Raw genomic sequence first — 21,407 nt, 5'->3', positions numbered from 1 at the left:
GCAACGGGCGTCATCCGCCGGCCGGGCCGTCGGACATGGCGTCGGAAGGGCTGTCGGACAGGAGCTTCCGCACCATGGCGCGGAAGGCGTCGACCGCCACCGGCTTGGCCAGCATGCGCATGTTGTGGCCAAGCCCATCCTCGCCGTCGCCGTGCCTGTCGTCCAGGGCTTGAAAGGCATAGCCGGTCAGGAACAGGACCTTCAGATCGGGATAGTGCGCCTGCGCCGCCTCCGCCAGCTGACGGCCGTTCAGGCCGGGCAGCCCGACATCGGTCACCAGCAGGTCGACCGGCGGATTTGCCCCGGCCACGCCTTTGGTTCCCGCTTGGGCATTTGTCAGTTGGGCAAGCGCCGAGGTGCCGTCGGCGGCTTCCAGCGTGGTGTAGCCGTCGCTCTCCAGCACCTCCACCAGCAGCATGCGGACCAGTTCCTCGTCCTCCACCACCAACACGGTGCCCCGCCCGGTCCGGCCGGGCGGCAGCGCGGGCACGGCGGCGGGCTCCGCCTGCCCGGTGCAAGCGGCGGCGGCATGATCGCGCGGCAGGTGGAGATGCACCGCGGTGCCCTGGCCGACCGTGCTGTCGATGCGGACGAACCCCCCGGACTGGAGGGCGAAGCCATAGAGCTGGCTCAGCCCCAGGCCGGTGCCCTGTCCGATCGGCTTGGTGGTGAAGAAAGGTTCGAAGACGCGGGCCAGCACGTCGGGCGGCATGCCGGTCCCGCTGTCGCGCACGGTCAGCACCGCATAGTCGCCGGCCTCCACCCCGGGATCGTTGACGAGGTCGGCCGGTGCGAAAGCGGCGTTGGCGGTTTCGACCGTCACGCACCCGCCGTCCGGCATGGCGTCGCGGGCGTTGATCACCAAGTTCAGCAAGGCGCTTTCGATCTGGTTCACGTCGGCATGGACCGGCCACAGCGTCTCCCCCAGCCGCCGCTCCAGCCGGATCTGCTCGCCCACCGAACGGCCGAGCAGGTCCCACAACCCGGCCACCAGCGCGTTCAAATCGACACGCTCCGGCCTCAGCGGCTGGCGCCGGGCGAAGGCCAGCAGGCGACGGGTCAGGGTGGCGGCCCGGTCCACCGCGGCGCGGGCGGTGGCGGTGAAGGGGGCGATGTCGCTGCGCCCGGCCGACAGCCGCTGGTCGATCAGATCCAGGCTGCTGCTGATCGCCTGCAACAGGTTGTTGAAGTCGTGGGCCACGCCGCCGGTCAGCTGGCCGACCGCCTCCATCTTCTGCGCCTGGGCCAGGGCCTCGCGCGCCTCATCCAGCGCCTGCTGGGCCTTGCGGCGCTCGGTGATGTCGCGGGTGACCTTGGCGAAGCCGCGCAAGGTCCCGGTCTCGTCACGGATGGGGTCGATGACGACGCTGGCCCAGAAGCGGGTGCCGTCCTTGCGCAGACGCCAGCCCTCCGCCTCGAACCTGCCCTCCGACAGGGCGGTGGCGAGCGCGCGCTGCGGCACGCCGGCGGCGCGGTCCTCCGGCGTGTAGAAGCTGGAGAAATGCCGGCCGATGATCTCGTCGGCGGCATAGCCCTTCATCCGGGCCGCCCCCGCATTCCAGCTGCGGACGACGCCGGTGGGATCGAGCATGAAGATCGCATAGTCGACCACGCTCTGGACCAGCAGGCGGAACTGCCGTTCGCCGGAGATAGGTTCCCAGGCGGGCGCGACACGTTCGTCCTTCATAACAACGACTTTCCGGAACACAGGGGGGAGTGAGAAACGGGAACTCCGATGATCCCCGTTCGACGCCGACGGGGTCAATAACCCAATGCGAATAGTCAGGTATTATTACGGCGCATCACGCGGGATGTTCCGGGATTGATCCGGCGCGATTTGAGGGCGGGAAAATTTGATAATAGGGAAATTCGCGGGGGAATTCACGGTCGGGACGGAAAACGACCGTCGCGAGAAAGGGGCGGGCACGAGAAAGGGGCGGGGCGGCGGACCGCCCCGCGAAATCCCTTTGGTCCAGGCTCAGCGCGGGGCCAGCACCATTACCATCATGCGGCCTTCGACCCGGGGCATCTGCTCGACCTTGGCGATGTCCTGGAGCTGGTCACGCACGCGGACGAGCACGTTCAGACCGAGATCCTGGTGCGCCATCTCACGACCGCGGAAGCGCATGGTCATCTTGACCTTGTCGCCTTCCTCGATGAAGCGGATGGCGGAACGCATCTTCACGTCATAATCGTGATCGTCGATGTTCGGCCGAAGTTTGATTTCCTTCAGCTCGATGATCTTCTGCTTCTTCCGCGCCTCGTTGGCCTTCTTCTGCTCCTCGAAACGGAACTTGCCGTAATCGAGGATCTTGCAGACAGGCGGATCCGCCTGGGGCGCCACTTCGACGAGGTCGAGGTCGGCATCCGCGGCGGCTTCCAGCGCTTGGCGGAGCGGCACCACGCCGACCATCTCGCCGTCGGCGCCGACGAGGCGGACCATACGGGCGGTGATTTCACGGTTGAGGCGCGGGCCTTCGCGGACGGGGTCCGCGTCGTAGAGCTTGGCTATGGTGATCTCCTGTGGTTGTGGATAGGTAGAAAGGGACGAGCCCGGGCCGATAGGATCAGCCCAGGATGTCGAGCACAATCTGCCGCAGTTCGCCCCGGGTCAAGCCGGACGGCTCAGGACTGGAGCGAAAATCGGGCTTTTTGCTCTCAACTGCGGCGAATTGGCCAGCGGTGAGGCGGGTGGAGGCCCGCTGGACCGGCGCAAAGGCGGGCGGAGCGGCAAAATGGCCGGCGGTGTGCGAAAGGGCGGAAACGATCGGGGTCGTCATGAAAATCCTCCAGGCCGGATGGGCGGACCGATGGATTTCGGTGCCGGCCGGCTCTTGTTTGTGTGGCGTCGTGAACGGGAGCCGCCGCGGCGCAACACCGCTGCGGTAGGCTCCGATACAGCAAAACAGGCCCCGGTATGGGCATGTTCCAAACGGCCGGCGCCCCCACGAAGGCTCTCTCCCGCGGGAACGGGAAAGGTGGGGGCGGCACAGCCCGAGCGGTTCTGCCCAGACGGTCTTCGGCCAGTCTCCAGATGGGGAGCGGGGTGGGATTTTCAAGCCGCTCCGCACCAACTCCCCGTCTTACCGCCGGACCCGCAGGGAACGTGGGAAGCCCTTGATGGTTTCGTCTCCACCGGACCTGACGATCGGGACGGGCGGCCGAAGGAGAATGGCGATGCGGTGGCAGGGCGGACGGGAAAGCGAGAATGTCGAGGACCGCCGCGGACAGGGAGGCCTGGGCGGCGGGGGCGGGCTCGGGGGCGGGGGCTTCCGCATCGGCCCGGGCGGGCTGGGCGTCGGCGGCGTCATCGTGGTGCTGCTGGTCTCGATGGTGCTGGGGGTCGATCCCACGGTGCTGCTGGGCGGCGGCGAGCAGGGAGACCGGACCACGGCAGACCGCACCCAGATCGGCGAAGCCGCTCCGCGCAGCCAGGCCGACGACGAGCTGAAGCGCTTCGTCTCCGTCGTGCTGGCCGACACCGAGGACACCTGGCAGGGCCTGTTCCAGCAGATGGGGCGCCAGTACCAGGACCCGACGCTGGTGCTGTTCACCGGCACGGTGTCGTCGGGCTGCGGCCGGGCCCAAGCGGCGATGGGGCCTTTCTACTGCCCGATGGACCGCAAGCTCTACATCGACCTCGGCTTCTACCGCGAGCTGCGCGACCGCTTCCAGGCGCCGGGCGACTTCGCCCAGGCCTATGTCATCGCCCATGAGGTCGGCCACCATGTGCAGAACCTGCTGGGCATCTCCGACAAGGTGCAGGCGGCCCAGCAGCGGGCGGGCGGTCAGGCCGAGGCCAACGCCCTGTCGGTGCGGCTGGAGTTGCAAGCCGACTGCTTCGCCGGCATCTGGGGCAACCACGCCAACCGCGACCGCAAGATGCTGGAGCCCGGCGACGTCGAGGAGGCGCTGACCGCCGCCAGTGCCATCGGCGACGACCGCCTGCAACGTCAGGCGCGCGGCACCGTCAGCCCCGACAGCTTCACCCATGGCAGCTCCGCCCAGCGCGTCCGCTGGTTCCGCACCGGCATGGAAAGCGGCCGGCTGGAAGCCTGCGACACCTTCGGCACGGACCGGCTGTGAGAGGATGAAGGGCCGGGAAGAGGCTTAACCTCCCGGCCCGCGCATGAGCCGCAGATAGTCGAGCACGCGGGCGGTGCGCCAGTCGGGGTCGGCCCAGCAGGCGGCCTCCCGGGCGCGACGGCAGGCGGCGACCGCCTCCAGCCGGGGCTGGCCGGTCAGCGGGCGCAGGTCGGCGGGGATGGCGGCAAGACAGGTGGCGGCAAGGTCGGCGGGCGGGGCGGGGCCGGTCTCCAGCCAGTGTTCGGCCTGCTCGAACCGGTCGCGGCACATCAGCGCGATCATGTAGTCGCAGGCCGATTGCAGGCCGGGCGCCAGCCGGCCGGGACTGACCGACAGCACCGGCAGCAGCGGGGCCAGCGTCGGCGCCAGATGGTTGGCGTAGAGCGTCGCCCCCCAATACCGCTCCGCCGTCTGCCGGAAATGGTCGAGGTCGCGCACCGGCACCAGACCGGATTCCGCGACGGGCAGGATCTCCACCTTCGGCTTGGTGACCACCACCGTGTCGTTCGACACGTCGACATAGAGCGCCCCGATCTGAAGCGCGTTCTGGAAATACTGCCCGCGCAGGACGCCCCAGACGCTGTGCAGCACGCCGCCCCCCTCGACGAAGGCGCGCAGCGCGCGCTCCACCGGGCCGGCCGGCTGGGCCAGACGCTGCGACAGGCGGGCGAAGAGGTCGCGGGTGATCTCCTCGCAGCGGCCATAGGGATAGGGCTTGCCGCCGGCCGGCGGCAGGCCGGCGAGCGCCCGGTCGCTCTCCTCGCGCAGATCCATGAAATAGCCGAAGAGGGCCGCCGGGTCGCCGCCCAGATGGCGGACGGTCAGCGCCGACTGGCGGTCGTCCACCGGGGCGATCTGTTGCGGAAGAAGAGGCGGGTGCCGGGCTGTCATGGCGGGTTGGATCTGGGCGAGGGGGCAGGGTCCGGGGAAGTTGGCACCCTTCGCGGTCCCGGCGCCAGGGTTTCCGATCCCAGGCCCCCATGGACGGGTGTTGCCGGCGGAAGGGGGGGTTGCGCAAAGCCATCCCGCCCGTCACACATTCGGCGACCGCAGGCAGGACACCTGTCCGGGCGGTCCAGTCCTTTCGAACGGAACGGCACGATGAGCACAGCGGACACCCAGCCCGACATCCAGGCACCCGACATCCAGTCCCTGGAAAGCGCCTATCGCGGCCGCAGCGCGCGGGTGGCGGTGGTCGGGCTCGGCTATGTCGGGCTGCCGCTGGCCCTGGCGCTGGCCGGGGCCGGCTTCACGGTCACCGGCTTCGACATCGACCCGGCCAAGGCGGCGGCGCTGAACGGCGGACGCTCCTATATCCGGCAGATCGCCGATGGGCGCGTCGCAGAGGCGGCGGCGACCGGGCGGTTCCGGGCGACGACCGATGCCGACGCATTCGCCGCCTGCGATGCCGTGATCGTCTGCGTCCCCACCCCGCTGTCGCCGCAGCGCGAGCCGGACCTGAGCTTCGTCGAGGCCTCCACCCGGCTGATCCGCGACCGGCTGCGCCGCGGCCAGCTGGTGGTCCTGGAATCGACCACCTGGCCCGGCACCACCGACGAGGTGATGCGGCCGATCCTGGAGGAGACCGGGCTGGCCAGCGGCCGCGACTTCTTCCTGGCCTATTCGCCCGAGCGCGAGGATCCCGGCAACATCGACTTCACCACCAGCACCATCCCCAAGGTGGTCGGCGGCGACGACGAGGGCGCGCGCCGGCTGGCGGTGGCGCTCTACGAGCAGGTGGTGCCGCAGGTGGTGCCGGTGTCGGGCACGCGGGCGGCGGAGGCGACCAAGCTGACCGAGAACATCTTCCGCTCGGTCAACATCGCCCTGGTGAACGAGCTGAAGATCGTCTTCGAGCCGATGGGCATCGACATCTGGGAGGTGATCGAGGCGGCGAAGACCAAGCCCTTCGGCTTCATGCCCTTCTATCCCGGCCCCGGCCTGGGCGGCCACTGCATCCCGATCGACCCCTTCTACCTGACCTGGAAGGCGCGCGAGTACCAGATCTCCACCCGCTTCATCGAGCTGGCGGGAGAGGTCAACACGATGATGCCGCGCCATGTGGTCGACCGCCTCGCCCTGGCGCTCGACCGGCAGGCCGGGATCGGGCTCAGCCGGTCGCGCATCCTGCTGGTCGGCATGGCCTACAAGAAGAACGTCGACGACAGCCGGGAATCGCCGGGCTTGCGGCTGATGGAGATGCTGCTGGAGCGCGGGGCAGCGGTCGAGTACCACGACCCCTTCATCCCCGTGCTGCCGGTCACCCGCGAGCATGCCGCCCTTGCCGGCCGCCGGTCCGTCGAGTGGACGGCGGAGCGGCTCGCCGGCTTCGACGCGGCGGTGATCGTCACCGACCATGACGGCATCGACTGGCAGGGCCTCGCCGCCCACTGCCCGCTGGTGGTCGATACCCGCAACGCCATGCGCGCCGTCGAGGGCTTCGCCGACCGCATCGTGAAGGCCTGAAGCGCGGGGCGGAGCCGCAGGCAGCTGCAACAGCGTGGAACGTGCCGGGCGACGGCGTTCCATCCAGCGGGTCGGTTGCTGGGTCGGCGGCGAGGCCGGATGGAACGCTGTGGAACAGGCCGGACGGCGGCGTTCCATCGGTCGGGGAAGTCCCCCTGCCATGCCCCCTCCCATGCCTTGGCACAGGCGATCCTGAACAGGGGGAGGGGAAGGCATGGCGTCGGCTCCGCAACGGCGAGACCGACGCCATCATATAGGAATTTTCTCCGAAATGGCGGCGCTCAGTTCAACGGAGCGCCGCCATCAGGGATGGACTCACATCTCCTCTTCGCCGCCGAAATCGCCCCAGCCGCTGTCCTCGACCGTCTGTTCGACATGGTCGGTGGCGGCGGTGGCCGCATCGGTGGCAGCACTGGCAGCCTCGGCCGCCACCGCCTCGCCGCCGGAGAACATGCTGGAGAGCGCGCTGCCGATCAGCATGCCGCCGGCGACGCCGGCCGCCGTCTGCATGGCGCCGGCCATGAAGCCGCCGCCGGCCCGCGGCTGCTGGGCATAGCCGGCGACGCGCGGGTCGCCATAGGCAGGCGTGCCGGATGCTGCCGGCGGACGACCCCAGGGCGAGCCGGCCGGCATGGCGGCCGCAGGGGCGGCTGCGGCCGGGGCAGAGGCCGGATATGAGGGCTGCGGAGCAGGACGGCTGCTGCCGCCGAACAGGCTGCCGAACAGACCGCCGCCGCCGGACTGGGCCGGGGCAGCGGGAGCGGCGGCCGGGCGCTCGCGCAGCTGGCGCTCCAGCTCCTCGTTGCGGCCCTGCGAGGCGGCGAGCGCCTGCTCCATCATCACGATGGCCTGCGCCATCAGGTAGGGGGCGGCCGGCTGGCGGGCGATCCGCTCGCGGATCAGCGCCTCGGCCTCGGGATCGCGCGGGCCGGATTGCGCCTCGGCCTGATGCAGCTTGGCGAACAAGTCGTCGATGATCTGGCGTTCGGTGTGGTCCATGGCGATGCTCGTCTTCATCAAAAGGTTGGGAATGAGGCGGGGGAAGGAGTCAGGGTCTGGGCCCGGCGCCGACGCCCCGCAGGCGCACGAAGCCGACCGCCCGGAGGGCGGCAAGGCCGACCGCCCGGAGCGGCGGCAAAGCCGTACGGCGCGCCGGAGGGTCGGCGCGCGTCGCGGAAAGATCGGGAGCAGGGAAAGCCGGAGGCCGGGGGCGCTGTCTCAGGGGCAAGGGCATCAGTCCCTCCAAGTGCGGTCACGCCCGTCGGCGCAAGAGCAGGTGAAGAGATCCGACATCGCGACCACGTCTAAGTCGCCAGAGGGGCCCGGATCCGGTTGTAGAGCACGTGGCCCCGTTCCGGCCCGCTTTCAAGACACCCCGCTTGCCTTTTCCTTCCGGAAGAACATATTGCGAACATTCTGAAAGGAAGAGGGAAGCCATCGCGGTGGATGACGCGCTGCTCGACAAACTCGAAATCCTGGCGGATGCGGCGAAATACGACGCCTCCTGCGCATCGTCGGGGGCGAAGCGGCGGACGGGCGGGCCGGACGGCATCGGTTCTACCACCGGGGCCGGCATCTGCCACGCCTATACGCCGGACGGGCGCTGCGTCTCGCTGCTCAAGATCCTGCTGACCAACTATTGCCTGTTCGACTGCGCCTACTGCATCAACCGCCGTTCCTCCAACGTGCGGCGCGCGCGGTTCAGCGTCGACGAGGTGGTGCAGCTGACGCTGGGCTTCTACAAGCGCAACTGCATCGAGGGGCTGTTCCTGTCCTCCGGCATCATCCGCTCGCCCGACCATACGATGGAGCAGCTGATGCTGGTGGCGCGCACACTGCGGCGCGACCATGGCTTCGCCGGCTACATCCACCTGAAGACCATCCCGGAGGCCAGCCCCTGGCTGATCGAGCAGGCCGGGCTGTGGGCCGACCGGCTGTCGATCAACCTCGAACTGGCCTCCGACCGCAGCCTGAAGGAGTTCGCGCCGGAGAAGGACGGCAGCTCGATCAAGGCGGTGATGGGGCAGGTCGGCGAACGCATCCTGGAGGCCAAGGAGGAAAAGCGCCGCTTCTCCCCCGCCGGCCAGAGCACCCAGATGATCGTCGGCGCCGACGCCTCCACCGACCTGTCGGTGCTGGAGACCAGCGACACGCTCTATCGCCGCTATGGGCTGCGCCGGGTCTATTATTCCGCCTTCAGCCCGATCCCGGAGGCGAGTTCCGCCCTGCCGGCCAAGCCGCCGCCGCTCCAGCGCGAGAACCGGCTGTACCAGGCCGACTGGCTGCTGCGCTATTACGGCTTCACGGTGGACGAGATCGCCGCCGGGGGCGAGGGCGGGATGCTGGATCTGGGCATCGACCCCAAGCTGGCCTGGGCCCTGAAGAACCGCGAGCGCTTCCCGGTGGACGTCAACAGCGCCGACCGCGAGATGCTGCTGCGCGTGCCGGGGCTGGGGGCGCGGGCAGTCGACAAGATCGTCGAGGCCCGCCGCCACACCACCCTGCGGCTGGAGGATGTGGCGCGGCTGTCGTCAGGGCTGAAGCGGGCGCGCGCCTTCCTGATCGCCGCCGACCACCATCCGGGCGGGCTGACCGACCGCGCCGATCTGCGGCAGAGGCTGGTGGCGCCGCCCAAGCAGCTCAGCCTGTTCTGAGGGGCTCGGTCATGCGGCATGTGGAGCTGAGGGACGGCGCCGACCTGGACGGCTTCCGCCGCGCGCTGCGCGGGCTGGTCGCGCTCGGCGCCGATCCGGACGGGGTGGTATGGAGCGGCGGGGCAATGCCGTCGCTGTTCGGCGATGCGGAGCCCTTGCCGGTGGATGCGCCGCCGATTCCGCTGCCCCGCCCGGTGGGGGCGTTGATCGAAAGCGTGGTCTGTCACCGCGATCCGGAGCGCTACGCCCTGCTGCACCGGCTGGTCTATCGGGTGGTGCAGGGGGAGCGCGACATCCTCGACCACCATGCCGATCCGCTGGTCCACCGGCTGGCGCTGCTGGACAAGGCGGTGCGGCGCGACCTGCACAAGATGCACGCCTTCCTGCGCTTCCATGATGTGCGAGATCCGGATGGGAGCGAGCGCTACGTCGCATGGTTCGAGCCCGACAATTTCATCGTCGAGGCGACCGCCCCCTTTTTCGTCGAGCGCTTCGAGAGCTTGGTCTGGACGATCCTGACGCCGGTGGGATCTCTGCATTGGGACCGGCGCTCGCTGACGGTCGGGCCGGCGGCTTTGAGGCCGGAGGGGCTCGACCGCGACGACCGCTTCGCCGAGGGCTGGCAGCGCTATTACGAGAGCACCTTCAATCCCGCACGGGTGAACCCGACGGCGATGCGGGCGGAGATGCCGCGGAAATACTGGGCCAATTTGCCGGAGGCGGCGGCCATTCCCGGCATGATCCGCGGTGCCCCCGCCCGCGTCCAGGCGATGATCGAGGCGGAGGCCGCAGCCCCCCGCCGCCGCAACCCCGACAAGGCCGTCGCCGCCATGGCCCGGCAGGAGCCGGCGACGCTGGCCGAGCTGAACCGCATCATCCGGGCGGCGGACCCGCTGGTGCCGGGGGCGACGCAGGCGGTGCTGGGCGAAGGGCCGGTGGGGGCCGCCATCGCCATCGTCGGCGAGCAGCCCGGCGACCGGGAGGATCTGGAAGGCCGCCCCTTCGTCGGCCCGGCCGGGCAGCTGCTTACCCGCGCGCTGGAAGAGGCCGGGATCGAGCGCAGTGCCGCCTACCTGACCAACGCGGTGAAGCATTTCAAGTTCGTCGCCCGTGGCAAGCGCCGCCTGCACCAGTCGCCGACGGCCGGCGAGGTGAAGCATTACCGCTGGTGGCTGATGAAGGAGCTGGGTTTCGTCCGCCCGCGCCTGGTGGTGACGCTGGGCGCCACCGCGGCCCTGGCGCTGACCGGACGCAGCGTCTCGGTGCTGCGGGAGCGCGGGCCGACGGGGTTCGGCGACTGGGAGGGGCTGGTCACCGTCCACCCGTCCTACCTGCTGCGCCTGCCGGCGGGGGAGGGGGCGGAACAGGCCTATCGCGACTTCGTCGCCGACCTGCGGCGGGCGCGGGGGATGGTGGAGGGGACGGCTTGACGACCTCTCCGATGACCACAAGGGTTTACGGCGCTGTTTTCTAGGAAAGCCGGACGGCGTCGGACAAGATCGACACGGATTTCACGGATTTGAACACGGATTTCACGGATGTTTTCAATACTTCGGTGACGTTCGCAAAAATACGGCTTCTATGAGAAAATAAAAATTCGTGAAATCCGTGTCTAAATTCGTGAAATCCGTGTCGATCTTTTCACGAAACCCACCAGGACACCAAGGATCCGCCCCCCTCAGATCACCTCGCGCCGCCGCAGCTCCTCGATCACCTGGGCGACCATCGCGTCGGTGCCGTGTTCGGCGCCCTTCAGCGTGATCTCCGGCGCTTCCGGCGGCTCGTAGGCGCTGTCGATGCCGGTGAAGTGCGGAAGCTGACCGGCGCGGGCCTTCTTGTACAGGCCCTTGGGATCGCGGGCCTCGCAGACCTCCAGCGGGGTGTCCATGAAGATCTCCAGGAACTCGCCGTCCTCCACCAGGGAGCGCGCCATCCGGCGCTCCTCGCGGAAGGGGGAGATGAAGCTGACCAGCACGATCAGCCCGGCCTCCACCATCAGCTTCGACAGCTCGGCGACGCGGCGGATGTTCTCCACCCGGTCCTCGTCGGTGAAGCCCAGATCCCGGTTCAGCCCATGGCGGACATTGTCGCCGTCGAGGATCATGGTGCGGCGGCCGAGACGGTGCAGTTCCTGCTCCAGCCGGTCGGCGACGCTGGACTTGCCGGAACCGGACAGGCCGGTGAACCACAGCACGCAGGGCTTCTGCAGGCCGCCGGCCCGCGCCGCCTTGTCCAGCTTCGAGGCGTGGCGGTGGATGTTGGAGGCCCGGCGCAGGGGGAAGCGGATCATGCCGCAGCCGGCGGTGGCGTTGGTCAGCCGGTCGATCAGGATGAAGCTGCCGGTCTCGCGGCTGTCGGCATAGGCGTCGAACGGGATCGGCCGGTCGAGCGCCAGATTGCAGAATCCGACGTCGTTGAGATCCAGATGCTTGGCGGCGGCATGCTCCTGGGTGTTGACGTTGATGGCGTGCTTCAGCTCGGTCACCTGGGCGCCGACCGTCGCCGTGCCGGCGCGCAGCAGATAGGAACGGCCGGGCAGCAGCGGCTGCTCGTCCATCCACACCACATGCGCCGCGAACTGGTCGGCCACCTCCGGCCGGCCGGCGGCGGCGACGATCATGTCGCCGCGGCTGGCGTCGACCTCGTCGGCCAGCACCAGCGTGACCGCCTGTCCGGGCAGCGCCGTCTCCAGATCGCCGTCCATGGTGACGATCCGCGCCACCCGGCTGGTCCGGCCGCCGGGCAGGATGGCGACCTCGTCGCCGGTGCGCAGCGCGCCACCGGCCACCGTGCCGCAGAAGCCGCGGAAATCCTGGTTGGGCCGGTTGACCCACTGCACCGCCATGCGGAAGGCGCCGAGCTTTTCCTCTGCGGAGGCGTCGACGCTCTCCAGATGGCCGAGCAGGGTGGGGCCGCCGTACCAGACCATCTGCTCCGACGGCTTGGTGACGTTGTCGCCGGTCAGCGCCGAGACCGGGATGCAGGTGACCTCGTCGATGCCGATACGCTGGGCGAAGACGCGGTAGTCGGCGGCGATCCGCTCGAAGGTCTCGCGGTCCCAGCCGACGGCGTCCATCTTGTTGACCGCCAGCACGACATGGCGGACGCCCAGAAGCGAGACGATGGTGCTGTGGCGCCGGGTCTGGGTCAGCACGCCCTTGCGCGCATCGACCAGCAGGACCGCGGCGTCGGCGGTCGACGCGCCGGTGACCATGTTGCGGGTGTACTGCTCGTGGCCCGGCGTGTCGGCAACGATGAACTTGCGGCGGTCGGTGGTGAAGAAGCGGTAGGCGACGTCGATGGTGATGCCCTGCTCGCGCTCCGCCGCCAGCCCGTCGACCAGCAGGGCGAGGTCGAGCTGGCCGGCGCCGGTGGTGCCGAAGCGACCCGAATCCGCCTCCAGGCTGGCCAGCTGGTCCTCGAACAGGCATTTGCAGTCGTAGAGCAGCCGGCCGATCAGCGTCGACTTGCCGTCGTCGACCGAGCCGCAGGTGATGAAGCGCAGCAGGTCCTTGCCGTTCTGGCGGGCGAGATACGCCTGCACCTCGTTCACGATGTCCGAGGGGGCGGCATCCGAGGGGGCGGTGATGGGATCGAGATCCGTCAGCATCAGAAGTAGCCTTCCTGCTTCTTCGCTTCCATCGAGGCGGCGGCGTCCTGGTCGATCACCCGGCCCTGCCGTTCCGAACTGGTGGACAGCAGCATCTCGCGGATGATCTCGGGCAGGGTGGCGGCGGTGCTGCGCACGGCCCCGGTCAGCGGATAGCAGCCGAGCGTGCGGAAGCGCACCCAGGCCATCTCCGGCACCTCGCCGGGCCTCAGCGGCAGCCGGTCGTCGTCGACCATGATCAGCGTGCCGTCGCGCTCCACCACCGGGCGCGGCTTGGCGAAATAGAGCGGCACCACCGGGATGGCCTCCTGGTGGATGTATTGCCAGATGTCCAGCTCGGTCCAGTTCGACAGCGGGAAGACGCGGATGCTCTCGCCCTTGTGGATGCGGCCCTGGTAGAGGCTCCACAGCTCCGGCCGCTGGTTCTTCGGCTCCCAGCGGTGGGAGGATGTCCGGAAGGAGAAGATGCGCTCCTTGGCGCGGCTCTTCTCCTCGTCGCGGCGCGCCCCGCCGAAGGCGGCGTCGAAGCCGTGGGCGTCGAGCGCCTGTTTCAGCGCCTGGGTCTTCATCACGTCAGTGTGGACGGCCGAGCCGTGGCTGAAAGGGCCGATGCCCTGGCGCACGCCGTCCCGGTTGATGTGGACCGTCAGGTCCAGCCCGAGATCCTGCGCCATGCGGTCGCGGAACTCGATCATCTCCCGGAACTTCCAGGTCGTGTCGACATGCAGCAGCGGGAAGGGCGGCTTCGACGGGTAGAAGGCCTTCATCGCCAGATGCAGCAGGACCGAGCTGTCCTTGCCCACCGAATAGAGCATGACCGGCTTGTGGAACTGCGCCGCCACCTCGCGCATGATGTGGATGCTCTCCGCCTCCAGCCTTTGCAGGTGGGTGAGGCGGGCAGGCGTGGTCAGGATGGCGGGCAAGCTGGCCTCGGAGCCGGTGACGGGCCCGGAGCCGGGAATCTCCCTGGCCGCGGGGCGGGTGTCGAGAAGCGGATCAAGAAGCATAGCCGGCCTTCTTCTGCATGTCTCCGGCCACGGCATCGAACACGGTCCGACGCTTGCGCGACCATTGGATCGGGCGCTTCGACGGGTCGAAGCCTTCGGGTTTGCTGACGGGGGTCCAGCTGACCTCGCCGTTGCTGCGCGAGGCGCGGGACGATCCCAGGATGGGCAGGTCGCCGATCCGCTCGAACGGATAGCGCCCCTCGTCCAGGTCCAGAAAGCGCATAAGGTCGCGGGCCGTGCCGTCGGGGGTGGCCACCGCATCCTCGAAACGGATCAGCCGGCAGGCGTCGGCGCTCATCCGGCTCTGCGCCTCCAGCGCCGCCTCGGTGCCGAAGCTCCATTCCCGGCAGACGTCGGCGAAGGTCCGGCCCAGGAAGCGCAGCGGCCAGGTGTCGATGGTGGACTGCACGGCGCGGCGGCCGTCGCGCAGCACGATCAGGCAGCGTTCCGCCGGGAACAGGTAGGGGAAATAGCGCATCATCCGGGTGTGGGGAGACTTGATCACCACCGTCTTGCCGGCCGGGAACTCGGCTTCGATCCGGCGCAGGAAGCCGTTCACCATATAGCAGAAGGTTTCCAGATCGTTGAACGACTCACTGTTGCGCCGGTAAAGACGCAGGAAGCGCCCCTCGTAGGTCCGCGCATCCTCCAGCGTGTTCAGGAAGGGAAGCTCGCGGATGCCATAGGGATTGACCAGGACGTCGGGATGCAGCTCCAGCAGGCTCTGGAGATAGTTGGTGCCGCTGCGCGGCATCACGCCGTGCAGGAAGACGATGCGGGGGGCCGGCGCCAGGGCCGGAGCGTCGGACGTCATCCCGCGGACGGACCGGGCGACCGACCGCAGATGGCGTGCGTTCTCCTCGGTGAAGCAGGGATCGAAGAAGGCCGATCTTTCGGTGCTTGGAAGTCGAAGAAGCCGTTTCCCAACGAACCCGATCTCTTTTTGAAGACGATGAACCGCACCGTCACCGAAATGATGCCTCAACGATGTGGCATAATGATCGGCTGCCAGGGTCTTTCCATTCCAAAACACAACAGCCTCCTTTTGCGTCACCGCGTCTCCGGGCGATCCGCTTTTCCCGTGGACCCGGCAATCGGTGCGTCTTTCCTGAAAATCGGCCAAGCGCCCTCTCTCAAGGCTAGTTATGGTCCTGCCGGATACGCTTTTTTAGCTCTAATCCGGATCTAACCCCATGGGCTTACAAATATACGGATGCAATCCTCAATGGTGGACCGCAGGATACGTGGAAACCACATGAGAAGGCATGTCTCTATCTTCACAATAGAGAAGTCGTGTTTGATCGATACTCGTCATTTACTGATACGCATAGAGCGACACTCTCCTGCTTTGTCTGTGGAATTAGCCCTTACAGCACGAATTACTCGAATGTTTATTTTATTGTTTTCGTTCGTGATAACGAAAATTCCTGGACTGTTTCACTACCTATCCGATCTTTCGGGTAAACGAGGGAAACCGAAGGTCCGTTCCCCCACCCGCTCTTTTTCGGCCCCAACCGCCTCTTCCGCGCTCTTCCGCCACCCCTCCGGCCGGGCCGATGCTTTCGCTTGAACGCCGCCGGAGCGGGGGTTATGGTCGGCCGGCCGCAGACGGGGAATACTCTAAATTGTTTAACTCTCAGTCGGGAAACCCTACGGTAGCGGGTTTCGGCGCCGGTCCCTTTGCCCTTTTCCAGACCGCCTGGCATCACAGGTCGCTGATCCTGCGGCTGGCCCGGCGGGAGATCGACGCCCGGTACCGCGGGTCCGTGCTGGGCATCGTCTGGGCGGTGCTGAACCCGATCCTGATGCTGGCTGTCTACACCTTCGTCTTCTCGGTGGTGTTCCAGGCGCGCTGGGGTGCGACGGGGGGAAGCAACACCGAATTCGCCCTGCTGCTGTTCTCCGGCCTGATCCTGTTCAACGTGCTGGGCGAATGCCTGAGCCGGGCGCCCGGCCTCCTGCTGGAGAATGTCAGCTACATCAAGAAGGTGGTCTTCCCGCTGGAGATCCTGCCGCTGGTGTCGCTGGCGGTGGCACTGTTCAATGCCGGCATCGGCTTCGTCATCCTGGTGGTCTTCCATCTGCTGGTGGCCGGGCTGCCGCCGCCGACGGCTCTGCTGCTGCCGCTGATCCTGGCGCCCTTGTGCCTGACCACGCTGGGGCTCAGCTGGTTCTTCGCCGCCGCCGGCGTGTTCCTGCGCGACCTGCGGCAGGTGGTGACCGTGGCCGTCACCGTGCTGATGTTCCTCAGCCCGATCTTCTATCCGATGACGGCGATCCCCGAGCGCTTCCGCGCCATCCTGCACCTCAATCCGATGACCGCGATCCTGGAGCAGTCGAAGGATCTGCTGTTCTGGGGCCGCGTCCCGTCGCCGGTCGAGTGGGGTCTGGCGACGCTGGGCGCCTGGGTGGTGGCGTGGCTCGGCTATCTCTGGTTCATGAAGACCCGCCGGGGGTTCGCCGATGTCGTCTGAGCCCATGTCGTCTGAGACCGACAGCCCCACGAAGGCCCCGGCAGCCAACACCCCCGTCGTCATCCGCGCCGAGGGGCTGGGCAAGGCCTACGCCATCTTCAAGCGCCCGCAGGACCGGCTGAAGCAGATGCTGGTGCGCGGCCGGCGCAAATATTACGACGAGTACTGGGCGCTGCGCGGCGTCGATCTGGAGGTCCGCCGCGGCGAGACGGTCGGGCTGATCGGCCGCAACGGCTCGGGCAAGTCGACCTTCCTCCAGCTGCTCTGCGGCACGTTGACGCCGACCTCCGGCCGCATCGCGGTGGACGGGCGCATCGCGGCGCTGCTGGAGCTGGGCGCCGGCTTCAACCCCGAATTCACCGGGCGCGAGAACGTCTATCTCGCCGCCTCGGTGCTGGGCCTGTCGAACGCGCAGATCGCCGAGCGCTATGAGTCCATCGCCGAGTTCGCGGGCATCGGCGACTTCATCGAACAGCCGGTGAAGCTCTATTCCAGCGGCATGTACGCCCGCCTCGCCTTCGCGGTGGCGGCCCATGTCGACGCCGACATCATGATCGTCGACGAGATCCTGGCGGTCGGCGACGCGTCCTTCACCCAGAAATGCATGCGCTTCATCCACCGCTTCAAGGAGCGCGGCACCCTGTTCTTCGTGTCGCACGACACCGGACAGGTGGTGAACCTCTGTGACCGGGTGGTGTGGCTGGACAACGGGTCGGTGCGGGCCATCGGCCCGGCACGGGAAGTCTGCCACGACTATCTGGCGGCGCTGTACAGCGACCAGGACACCTCGCGCGGCTTCCGCATCGGCGGGGCGCGTCAGGCGCTGCCCCAGGCCAGGCGCGAGGAGCCGGTGGAGGACGCCCGCGCCGAGCTGCTGAAGGGCTCGCAGCTCCGCAACGCCATCGAGCTGTTCGACTTCAACGACAGCGGTCCCTGGTTCGGCAACCGCGGCGCCACCATCACCAACGTCTCGATCCTGGATGCCGAGGAGCAGCCGCTCAACGTGCTGGAGGGCGGCGAGGTCATCGTGCTGAAGGTGGATTGCCGGGCCGACCAGCAGGTCTACCGCCCCATCGTCGGCTTCTACGTGAAGGACAAGCTGGGGCAGAACCTGTTCGGCGACAACACCTTCCTCAGCTACCAGCTCGACCCCGTCACCATCCCGGCCGGGCAGGATTTCGCCGCCCGCTTCCGCTTCCAGATGCCCTACCTGCCCAGCGGCGACTTCTCCATCACCGTGGCGCTCGCCGAGGGCACGCAGGAGGACCACGTCCAGCACCATTGGGTCGAGGACGCGCTGATCTTCAAGGTCCATGCCAGCCACGTCGTGCGCGGGCTGGTCGGCATGCCGATGCTGGCGATCACCCTGGAAGCGGAAGGGGCGTCATCCCCCCGGGCAACGTCCCAACCGGCCCCCGCGACAAAATAGCGACAGGCCGCGGATCCCCCCGGACTGAGGCAGGAAAACCGCAGTTCTGGGCATTGTTGGGCACCGCAAAGCGGGCTCCGGACAGCGGCTTGCATTCCGGCTTGGTGTCAGCGTATGTGTGTCGGCGGCTGTGACGGGACCGTCCGCCGGGCCTGAAAGGGTGTCCCGATGGACCGCTCCCCGCCGCGAAGCCAGGCAGAAGAAGAGGCACAGGTGGATTCGTTTTTGAAGGACCAGGGATCGGACGCTCTCCGTCGTATCTGCCGGCCGATCACGCTCCTGACCCCGGATCTCGTCACGGCGCCGGCCTCCTGGCTCGGCCATGTGCCCTTCGCCTTCTGGATCGTCGAGGCGCTCCGCCCGGACAGCCTGGTGGAGCTGGGAACGCACACCGGCAATTCCTACGCCGCCTTCTGCCAGGCGGTCCGCCATGTCGGGCTGCCGACCTCCTGCTACGCCGTCGACACCTGGGCCGGCGACCCGCAGGCCGGCTTCTATGGCGACGACATCTACAACAAACTCGCCGCCTATCATGACCCGCGCTATGCCGGCTTCTCGCGCCTGCTGCGGATGACCTTCGACGACGCGCTGCTCCATTTCGCCGACGGCAGCGTCGACCTGCTGCACATCGACGGGCTGCACACCTACGAGGCGGTGCGCCACGATTTCGAGACCTGGCTGCCGAAGATGAGCCGCCGCGGCGTGGTGCTGTTCCACGACGTCAACGTGCGCAAGGACGATTTCGGCGTCTGGCGCCTGTGGGACGAGATCACCCGCGACCGCCCGTCCTTCACCTTCCTGCATTCCAACGGCCTCGGCGTGCTGGGCGTCGGCGAGGATCTGCCAGAATCGGTGCGCGAGCTGTTCGCCCTGCAGCAGGCCGGCGGGGAAGGGCTGCGCGCCGTCCGCAACTGGTTCGACCGGCTGGGCGACGCCGCCATCGAGGCCGAGACCATCCAGCGCCTGGAAGAGCAGGAAAAGCACCTGCGCACCGAGGTGGCGATGGTCCGCAAGGTGCTGGACGACCAGATCGCCCACAGCGGCGAGCTGAAGGAGATGATCGAGACCCGCGACCGCGACATCGCCGTCATCCAGGGCTGGTTGCGCGACCATCAGGCCGAGATCGAGCGCCAGCACACCCTGCGCCTGGAGGAGGACGCCGCCCACGGCCGGACGATTGCCGAACGCGACCGCGACATCGCCGTCCTCCAGCAGGACATCGCCGGCATGGAGCAGACCGTCGCCGCGCTGCACCGCGAGATCGCCGGCCGTGAGCAGGCCATCGCCCACCTGCACGGCGTGGTGGCCAGCCGCGACCAGCACGTCCACAGCCTGGTCAACTCCACCTCCTGGAAGCTGTCGGCGCCGGTGCGCAAGCTGGGACGCCTGACCCAGAAGGCCGGGCGTTTCTACCGCCGCCGCCTGCACGCCATCACGCTGGAGCCGCTGCACGACGTGGTGCCGAGCCCGCAGGGCGGCTACGAGGCCACTGGCAGCGATCCCGCCTTCCTGCTGCGCTCCGACCGCGGCCGGCTGCCCGGCCACTGGTGCGTGATCTCCTACCGGGTGGTCCGCGCGTCGGCCCCGCTGGTGCCGGTGATCTATGTCGACGACGGCAACGGCTTCGACGAGCGGACGATGATCCGCCTGCCGGTCGACACGGTGGGCGAGTTCCGCCAGCTGGCATTGCTGCCGCAGACGGTCAAGGCGCTGCGCTTCGACCCGGCGACCCGGCCGTTGTCCTTCGAGATCGCCGACTTCACCATCCGCGAGATCGGCAAGACCAACATCCTGCTCGACTATGTCCAGCAGAACCCGCCGGGGCGCGTGCTGGACTATCTGCGCCGCCACGGCTGGCAGGCGACCAAGCAGCGCGTCCTGCAGGAGCTGCAGCCGAATCGCTGGTCGGCCGACTACAAGTCCTGGGTGCGGATGTACGACACCCTGACGCCGGAGGACGCGGCGGCGATCAAGGCCGACATCGCCCATCTGCCGGCGCGCCCGCGCTTCTCCGTCGTCATGCCGGTCTACAACACGCCGGAGACCTACCTGCGCGAGGCGCTGGACTCCGTGCTGGCCCAGTTCTATCCGGACTGGGAGCTGTGCATCGCCGACGATGCCTCGACCGCCCCGCACGTGCAGACGGTGCTGGCCGAGTACAAGGCGCGCGACAACCGGATCAAGATCGTCCGGCGCGAGACCAACGGCCACATCTCCGCCGCCAGCAACAGCGCGCTGGATCTGGCGACCGGCGATTTCGTGGCGTTGATGGACCATGACGACCGGCTGCCGCCGCACGCCCTCTATGCGGTCGCCGCCGAGCTGGCGCAGCATCCCGACACCGATATCCTCTATTCCGACGAGGACAAGATCGATGCGGACGGCGAGCGCTACGACCCGCATTTCAAGTCCGGCTTCAATCTGGACCTGCTGCACGGCCAGAACATGGTCAATCACCTGGGCGTCTTCCGCCGCTCGCTGATCGAGCAGGCCGGGCGCTTCCGCCTGGGCTTCGAGGGCAGCCAGGACTACGACCTGACCCTGCGCGCGGTCGAGGCGACGGAGCCGGCGCGCATCCGCCACATCCCGGCGATCCTCTACCACTGGCGCGTCTTCCCCGACTCCGCGGCCTTCTCCACGGTCGATCTGCCGCGCGCCACCGCCGCCGCCCACAAGGCGCTGACCGAGCATTTCCAGCGCCGCGGCGTCGACGCCACGGTGGAGACCTCGCCGTCGACCGCCCGCTTCACCCGCATCCGCTACGCCCTGCCGGCCAAGCTGCCGCGGGTGTCGCTGATCGTGCCGACGCGCGACAAGGTGGAGCTGCTGAAGGGCTGCGTCGACGGGCTGCTGCACCGCACCGACTACCCGGATCTGGAAATCCTGATCGTCGACAACAACAGCGAGGAAGCGGCGACCTTCGCCTATTTCGACACGCTGAAGGACGAGCCGCGGGTGCGGGTGCTGACCTACAAGGCGCCCTTCAACTACTCCTCGATCAACAACTTCGCCGCCGCCGAGGCGACCGGCGAGGTGCTGGGCCTGATCAACAACGACATCGAGGTGATGGAGCCGGGCTGGCTGGCCGAGATGGTCTCCCACGCCCTGCGGCCGGAGGTCGGCGCCGTCGGCGCCAAGCTCTATTACGCCGACGGCACCATCCAGCATGCCGGCGTCGTCACCGGCATCTGCGGCGTGGCCGGCCATGTCCACAAGGGCCTGACCCGCGACGCCTACGGCTATTTCAGCCGGGCCCAGCTGACCCAGGACCTGTCCTGCGTCACCGCCGCCTGCCTGATCCTGCGCAAGGAGATCTTCGACGAGGTCGGCGGGCTGAACGCCGAGAATCTCGCCGTCGCCTTCAACGACGTCGATTTCTGCCTGCGCATCCGCGAGGCGGGCCATCTGGTCGTCTGGACGCCCTTCGCCGAGCTTTACCATCTGGAATCGGCCTCGCGCGGGCCGGACACCGCCCCCGACAAGGTCAAGCGCTTCATGGGCGAGGTGGCCTACATGCAGGAACGCTGGGGCGACAGCCTGCTGGAAGACCCCTATTACAACCCGAACCTGACGCTGGACGCCGAGAATTTCGGGCTGGCCTTCCCGCCGCGCACGGTCAAGCCCTGGCTGCGCAAATCCTGCCCCGAGCTGCGCAAAGAGCGCCTGAAGGAAAGCATCTGA

At 68.1% G+C, this 21,407-nt stretch carries 16 protein-coding genes; 8 read left to right on the top strand and 8 right to left on the bottom strand.

Features of this window, described 5'->3' with window-relative positions:
* Window positions 1-10: 10 nt before the first annotated feature.
* From ABNQ39_RS35270 to ABNQ39_RS35260, 3 genes are all read right to left on the bottom strand, one after another.
* Window positions 11-1,687 carry a PAS domain-containing sensor histidine kinase gene (locus ABNQ39_RS35270; RefSeq protein WP_376967457.1) on the bottom strand — a complete coding sequence of 559 codons (1,677 nt, stop codon included), beginning with the start codon at window positions 1,685-1,687 and terminating at the stop codon, window positions 11-13.
* 291 nt (window positions 1,688-1,978) lie between these two features.
* Window positions 1,979-2,512 carry a translation initiation factor IF-3 gene (gene infC, locus ABNQ39_RS35265; protein WP_081506050.1) on the bottom strand — a complete coding sequence of 178 codons (534 nt, stop codon included), beginning with the start codon at window positions 2,510-2,512 and terminating at the stop codon, window positions 1,979-1,981.
* A 55-nt stretch (window positions 2,513-2,567) separates the two neighbouring features.
* Window positions 2,568-2,780 carry a hypothetical protein gene (locus ABNQ39_RS35260; protein WP_376967455.1) on the bottom strand — a complete coding sequence of 71 codons (213 nt, stop codon included), beginning with the start codon at window positions 2,778-2,780 and terminating at the stop codon, window positions 2,568-2,570.
* Window positions 2,781-3,177: 397 nt separating this feature from the next.
* On the opposite strand from ABNQ39_RS35260, the gene ypfJ reads away from it, so the two are divergent.
* Window positions 3,178-4,086 carry a KPN_02809 family neutral zinc metallopeptidase gene (gene ypfJ / locus ABNQ39_RS35255; protein WP_376967453.1) on the top strand — a complete coding sequence of 303 codons (909 nt, stop codon included), beginning with the start codon at window positions 3,178-3,180 and terminating at the stop codon, window positions 4,084-4,086.
* 24 nt (window positions 4,087-4,110) lie between these two features.
* On the opposite strand, the gene ABNQ39_RS35250 is transcribed toward ypfJ, so the two are convergent.
* Entirely contained in the window at window positions 4,111-4,977 is an 867-nt protein-coding gene (locus ABNQ39_RS35250; RefSeq protein WP_376967451.1) for a hypothetical protein, read from the bottom strand.
* A gap of 210 nt (window positions 4,978-5,187) precedes the next feature.
* On the opposite strand from ABNQ39_RS35250, the gene ABNQ39_RS35245 reads away from it, so the two are divergent.
* Window positions 5,188-6,552: a nucleotide sugar dehydrogenase gene (locus ABNQ39_RS35245; protein ID WP_376967449.1), complete on the top strand. Its 1,365-nt coding sequence runs from the start codon at window positions 5,188-5,190 to the stop codon at window positions 6,550-6,552.
* A gap of 315 nt (window positions 6,553-6,867) precedes the next feature.
* Here ABNQ39_RS35245 and ABNQ39_RS35240 read toward each other — a convergent pair whose 3' ends face one another.
* Window positions 6,868-7,551, bottom strand: a complete 684-nt coding sequence (locus tag ABNQ39_RS35240; RefSeq protein ID WP_376967447.1) for a DUF2076 domain-containing protein — start codon at window positions 7,549-7,551, stop codon at window positions 6,868-6,870.
* 443 nt (window positions 7,552-7,994) lie between these two features.
* Between ABNQ39_RS35240 and ABNQ39_RS35235 the strand changes: the two genes are divergently transcribed.
* Together ABNQ39_RS35235 and ABNQ39_RS35230 are read left to right on the top strand one after the other, a co-directional pair.
* Window positions 7,995-9,206, top strand: a complete 1,212-nt coding sequence (locus ABNQ39_RS35235; RefSeq protein WP_376967445.1) for a putative DNA modification/repair radical SAM protein — start codon at window positions 7,995-7,997, stop codon at window positions 9,204-9,206.
* Window positions 9,207-9,217: 11 nt separating this feature from the next.
* On the top strand, window positions 9,218-10,636 hold the full coding sequence (locus tag ABNQ39_RS35230) for a UdgX family uracil-DNA binding protein (protein ID WP_376967443.1): 1,419 nt from the start codon (window positions 9,218-9,220) through the stop codon (window positions 10,634-10,636).
* 248 nt (window positions 10,637-10,884) lie between these two features.
* Here ABNQ39_RS35230 and cysN read toward each other — a convergent pair whose 3' ends face one another.
* From cysN to ABNQ39_RS35215, 3 genes are all read right to left on the bottom strand, one after another.
* Entirely contained in the window at window positions 10,885-12,816 is a 1,932-nt protein-coding gene (gene cysN / locus ABNQ39_RS35225; protein WP_376967441.1) for a sulfate adenylyltransferase subunit CysN, read from the bottom strand.
* The gene (gene cysD, locus ABNQ39_RS35220) at window positions 12,816-13,667 is read right to left on the bottom strand and encodes a sulfate adenylyltransferase subunit CysD (protein WP_376967565.1); all 852 of its coding nucleotides are present in this window, start codon (window positions 13,665-13,667) and stop codon (window positions 12,816-12,818) included. The genes cysN and cysD overlap by 1 nt, the downstream gene beginning before the upstream one ends.
* 145 nt (window positions 13,668-13,812) lie before the next feature.
* Window positions 13,813-14,637, bottom strand: a complete 825-nt coding sequence (locus ABNQ39_RS35215) for a sulfotransferase family protein (protein ID WP_376967439.1) — start codon at window positions 14,635-14,637, stop codon at window positions 13,813-13,815.
* Window positions 14,638-14,667: 30 nt separating this feature from the next.
* On the opposite strand from ABNQ39_RS35215, the gene ABNQ39_RS35210 reads away from it, so the two are divergent.
* From ABNQ39_RS35210 to ABNQ39_RS35195, 4 genes are all read left to right on the top strand, one after another.
* Window positions 14,668-15,012, top strand: coding sequence for a hypothetical protein (locus ABNQ39_RS35210; protein WP_376967437.1), 345 nt, complete (start codon window positions 14,668-14,670; stop codon window positions 15,010-15,012).
* A gap of 436 nt (window positions 15,013-15,448) precedes the next feature.
* On the top strand, window positions 15,449-16,297 hold the full coding sequence (locus tag ABNQ39_RS35205; protein ID WP_376967435.1) for an ABC transporter permease: 849 nt from the start codon (window positions 15,449-15,451) through the stop codon (window positions 16,295-16,297).
* Window positions 16,298-16,301: 4 nt separating this feature from the next.
* Window positions 16,302-17,726: an ABC transporter ATP-binding protein gene (locus tag ABNQ39_RS35200; RefSeq protein ID WP_376967433.1), complete on the top strand. Its 1,425-nt coding sequence runs from the start codon at window positions 16,302-16,304 to the stop codon at window positions 17,724-17,726.
* Between the two features lie 213 nt (window positions 17,727-17,939).
* Complete coding sequence (locus ABNQ39_RS35195; RefSeq protein ID WP_376967431.1) at window positions 17,940-21,407, top strand: glycosyltransferase; 3,468 nt, start codon at window positions 17,940-17,942, stop codon at window positions 21,405-21,407.

It is taken from the genome of Azospirillum sp. A26, assembly GCF_042604635.1.
Classification (GTDB): Bacteria; Pseudomonadota; Alphaproteobacteria; order Azospirillales; family Azospirillaceae; genus Azospirillum; species Azospirillum palustre.
Note: the sequence above shows the minus strand (reverse complement) of the source record. Positions and strands in the feature narration are given on the sequence as shown.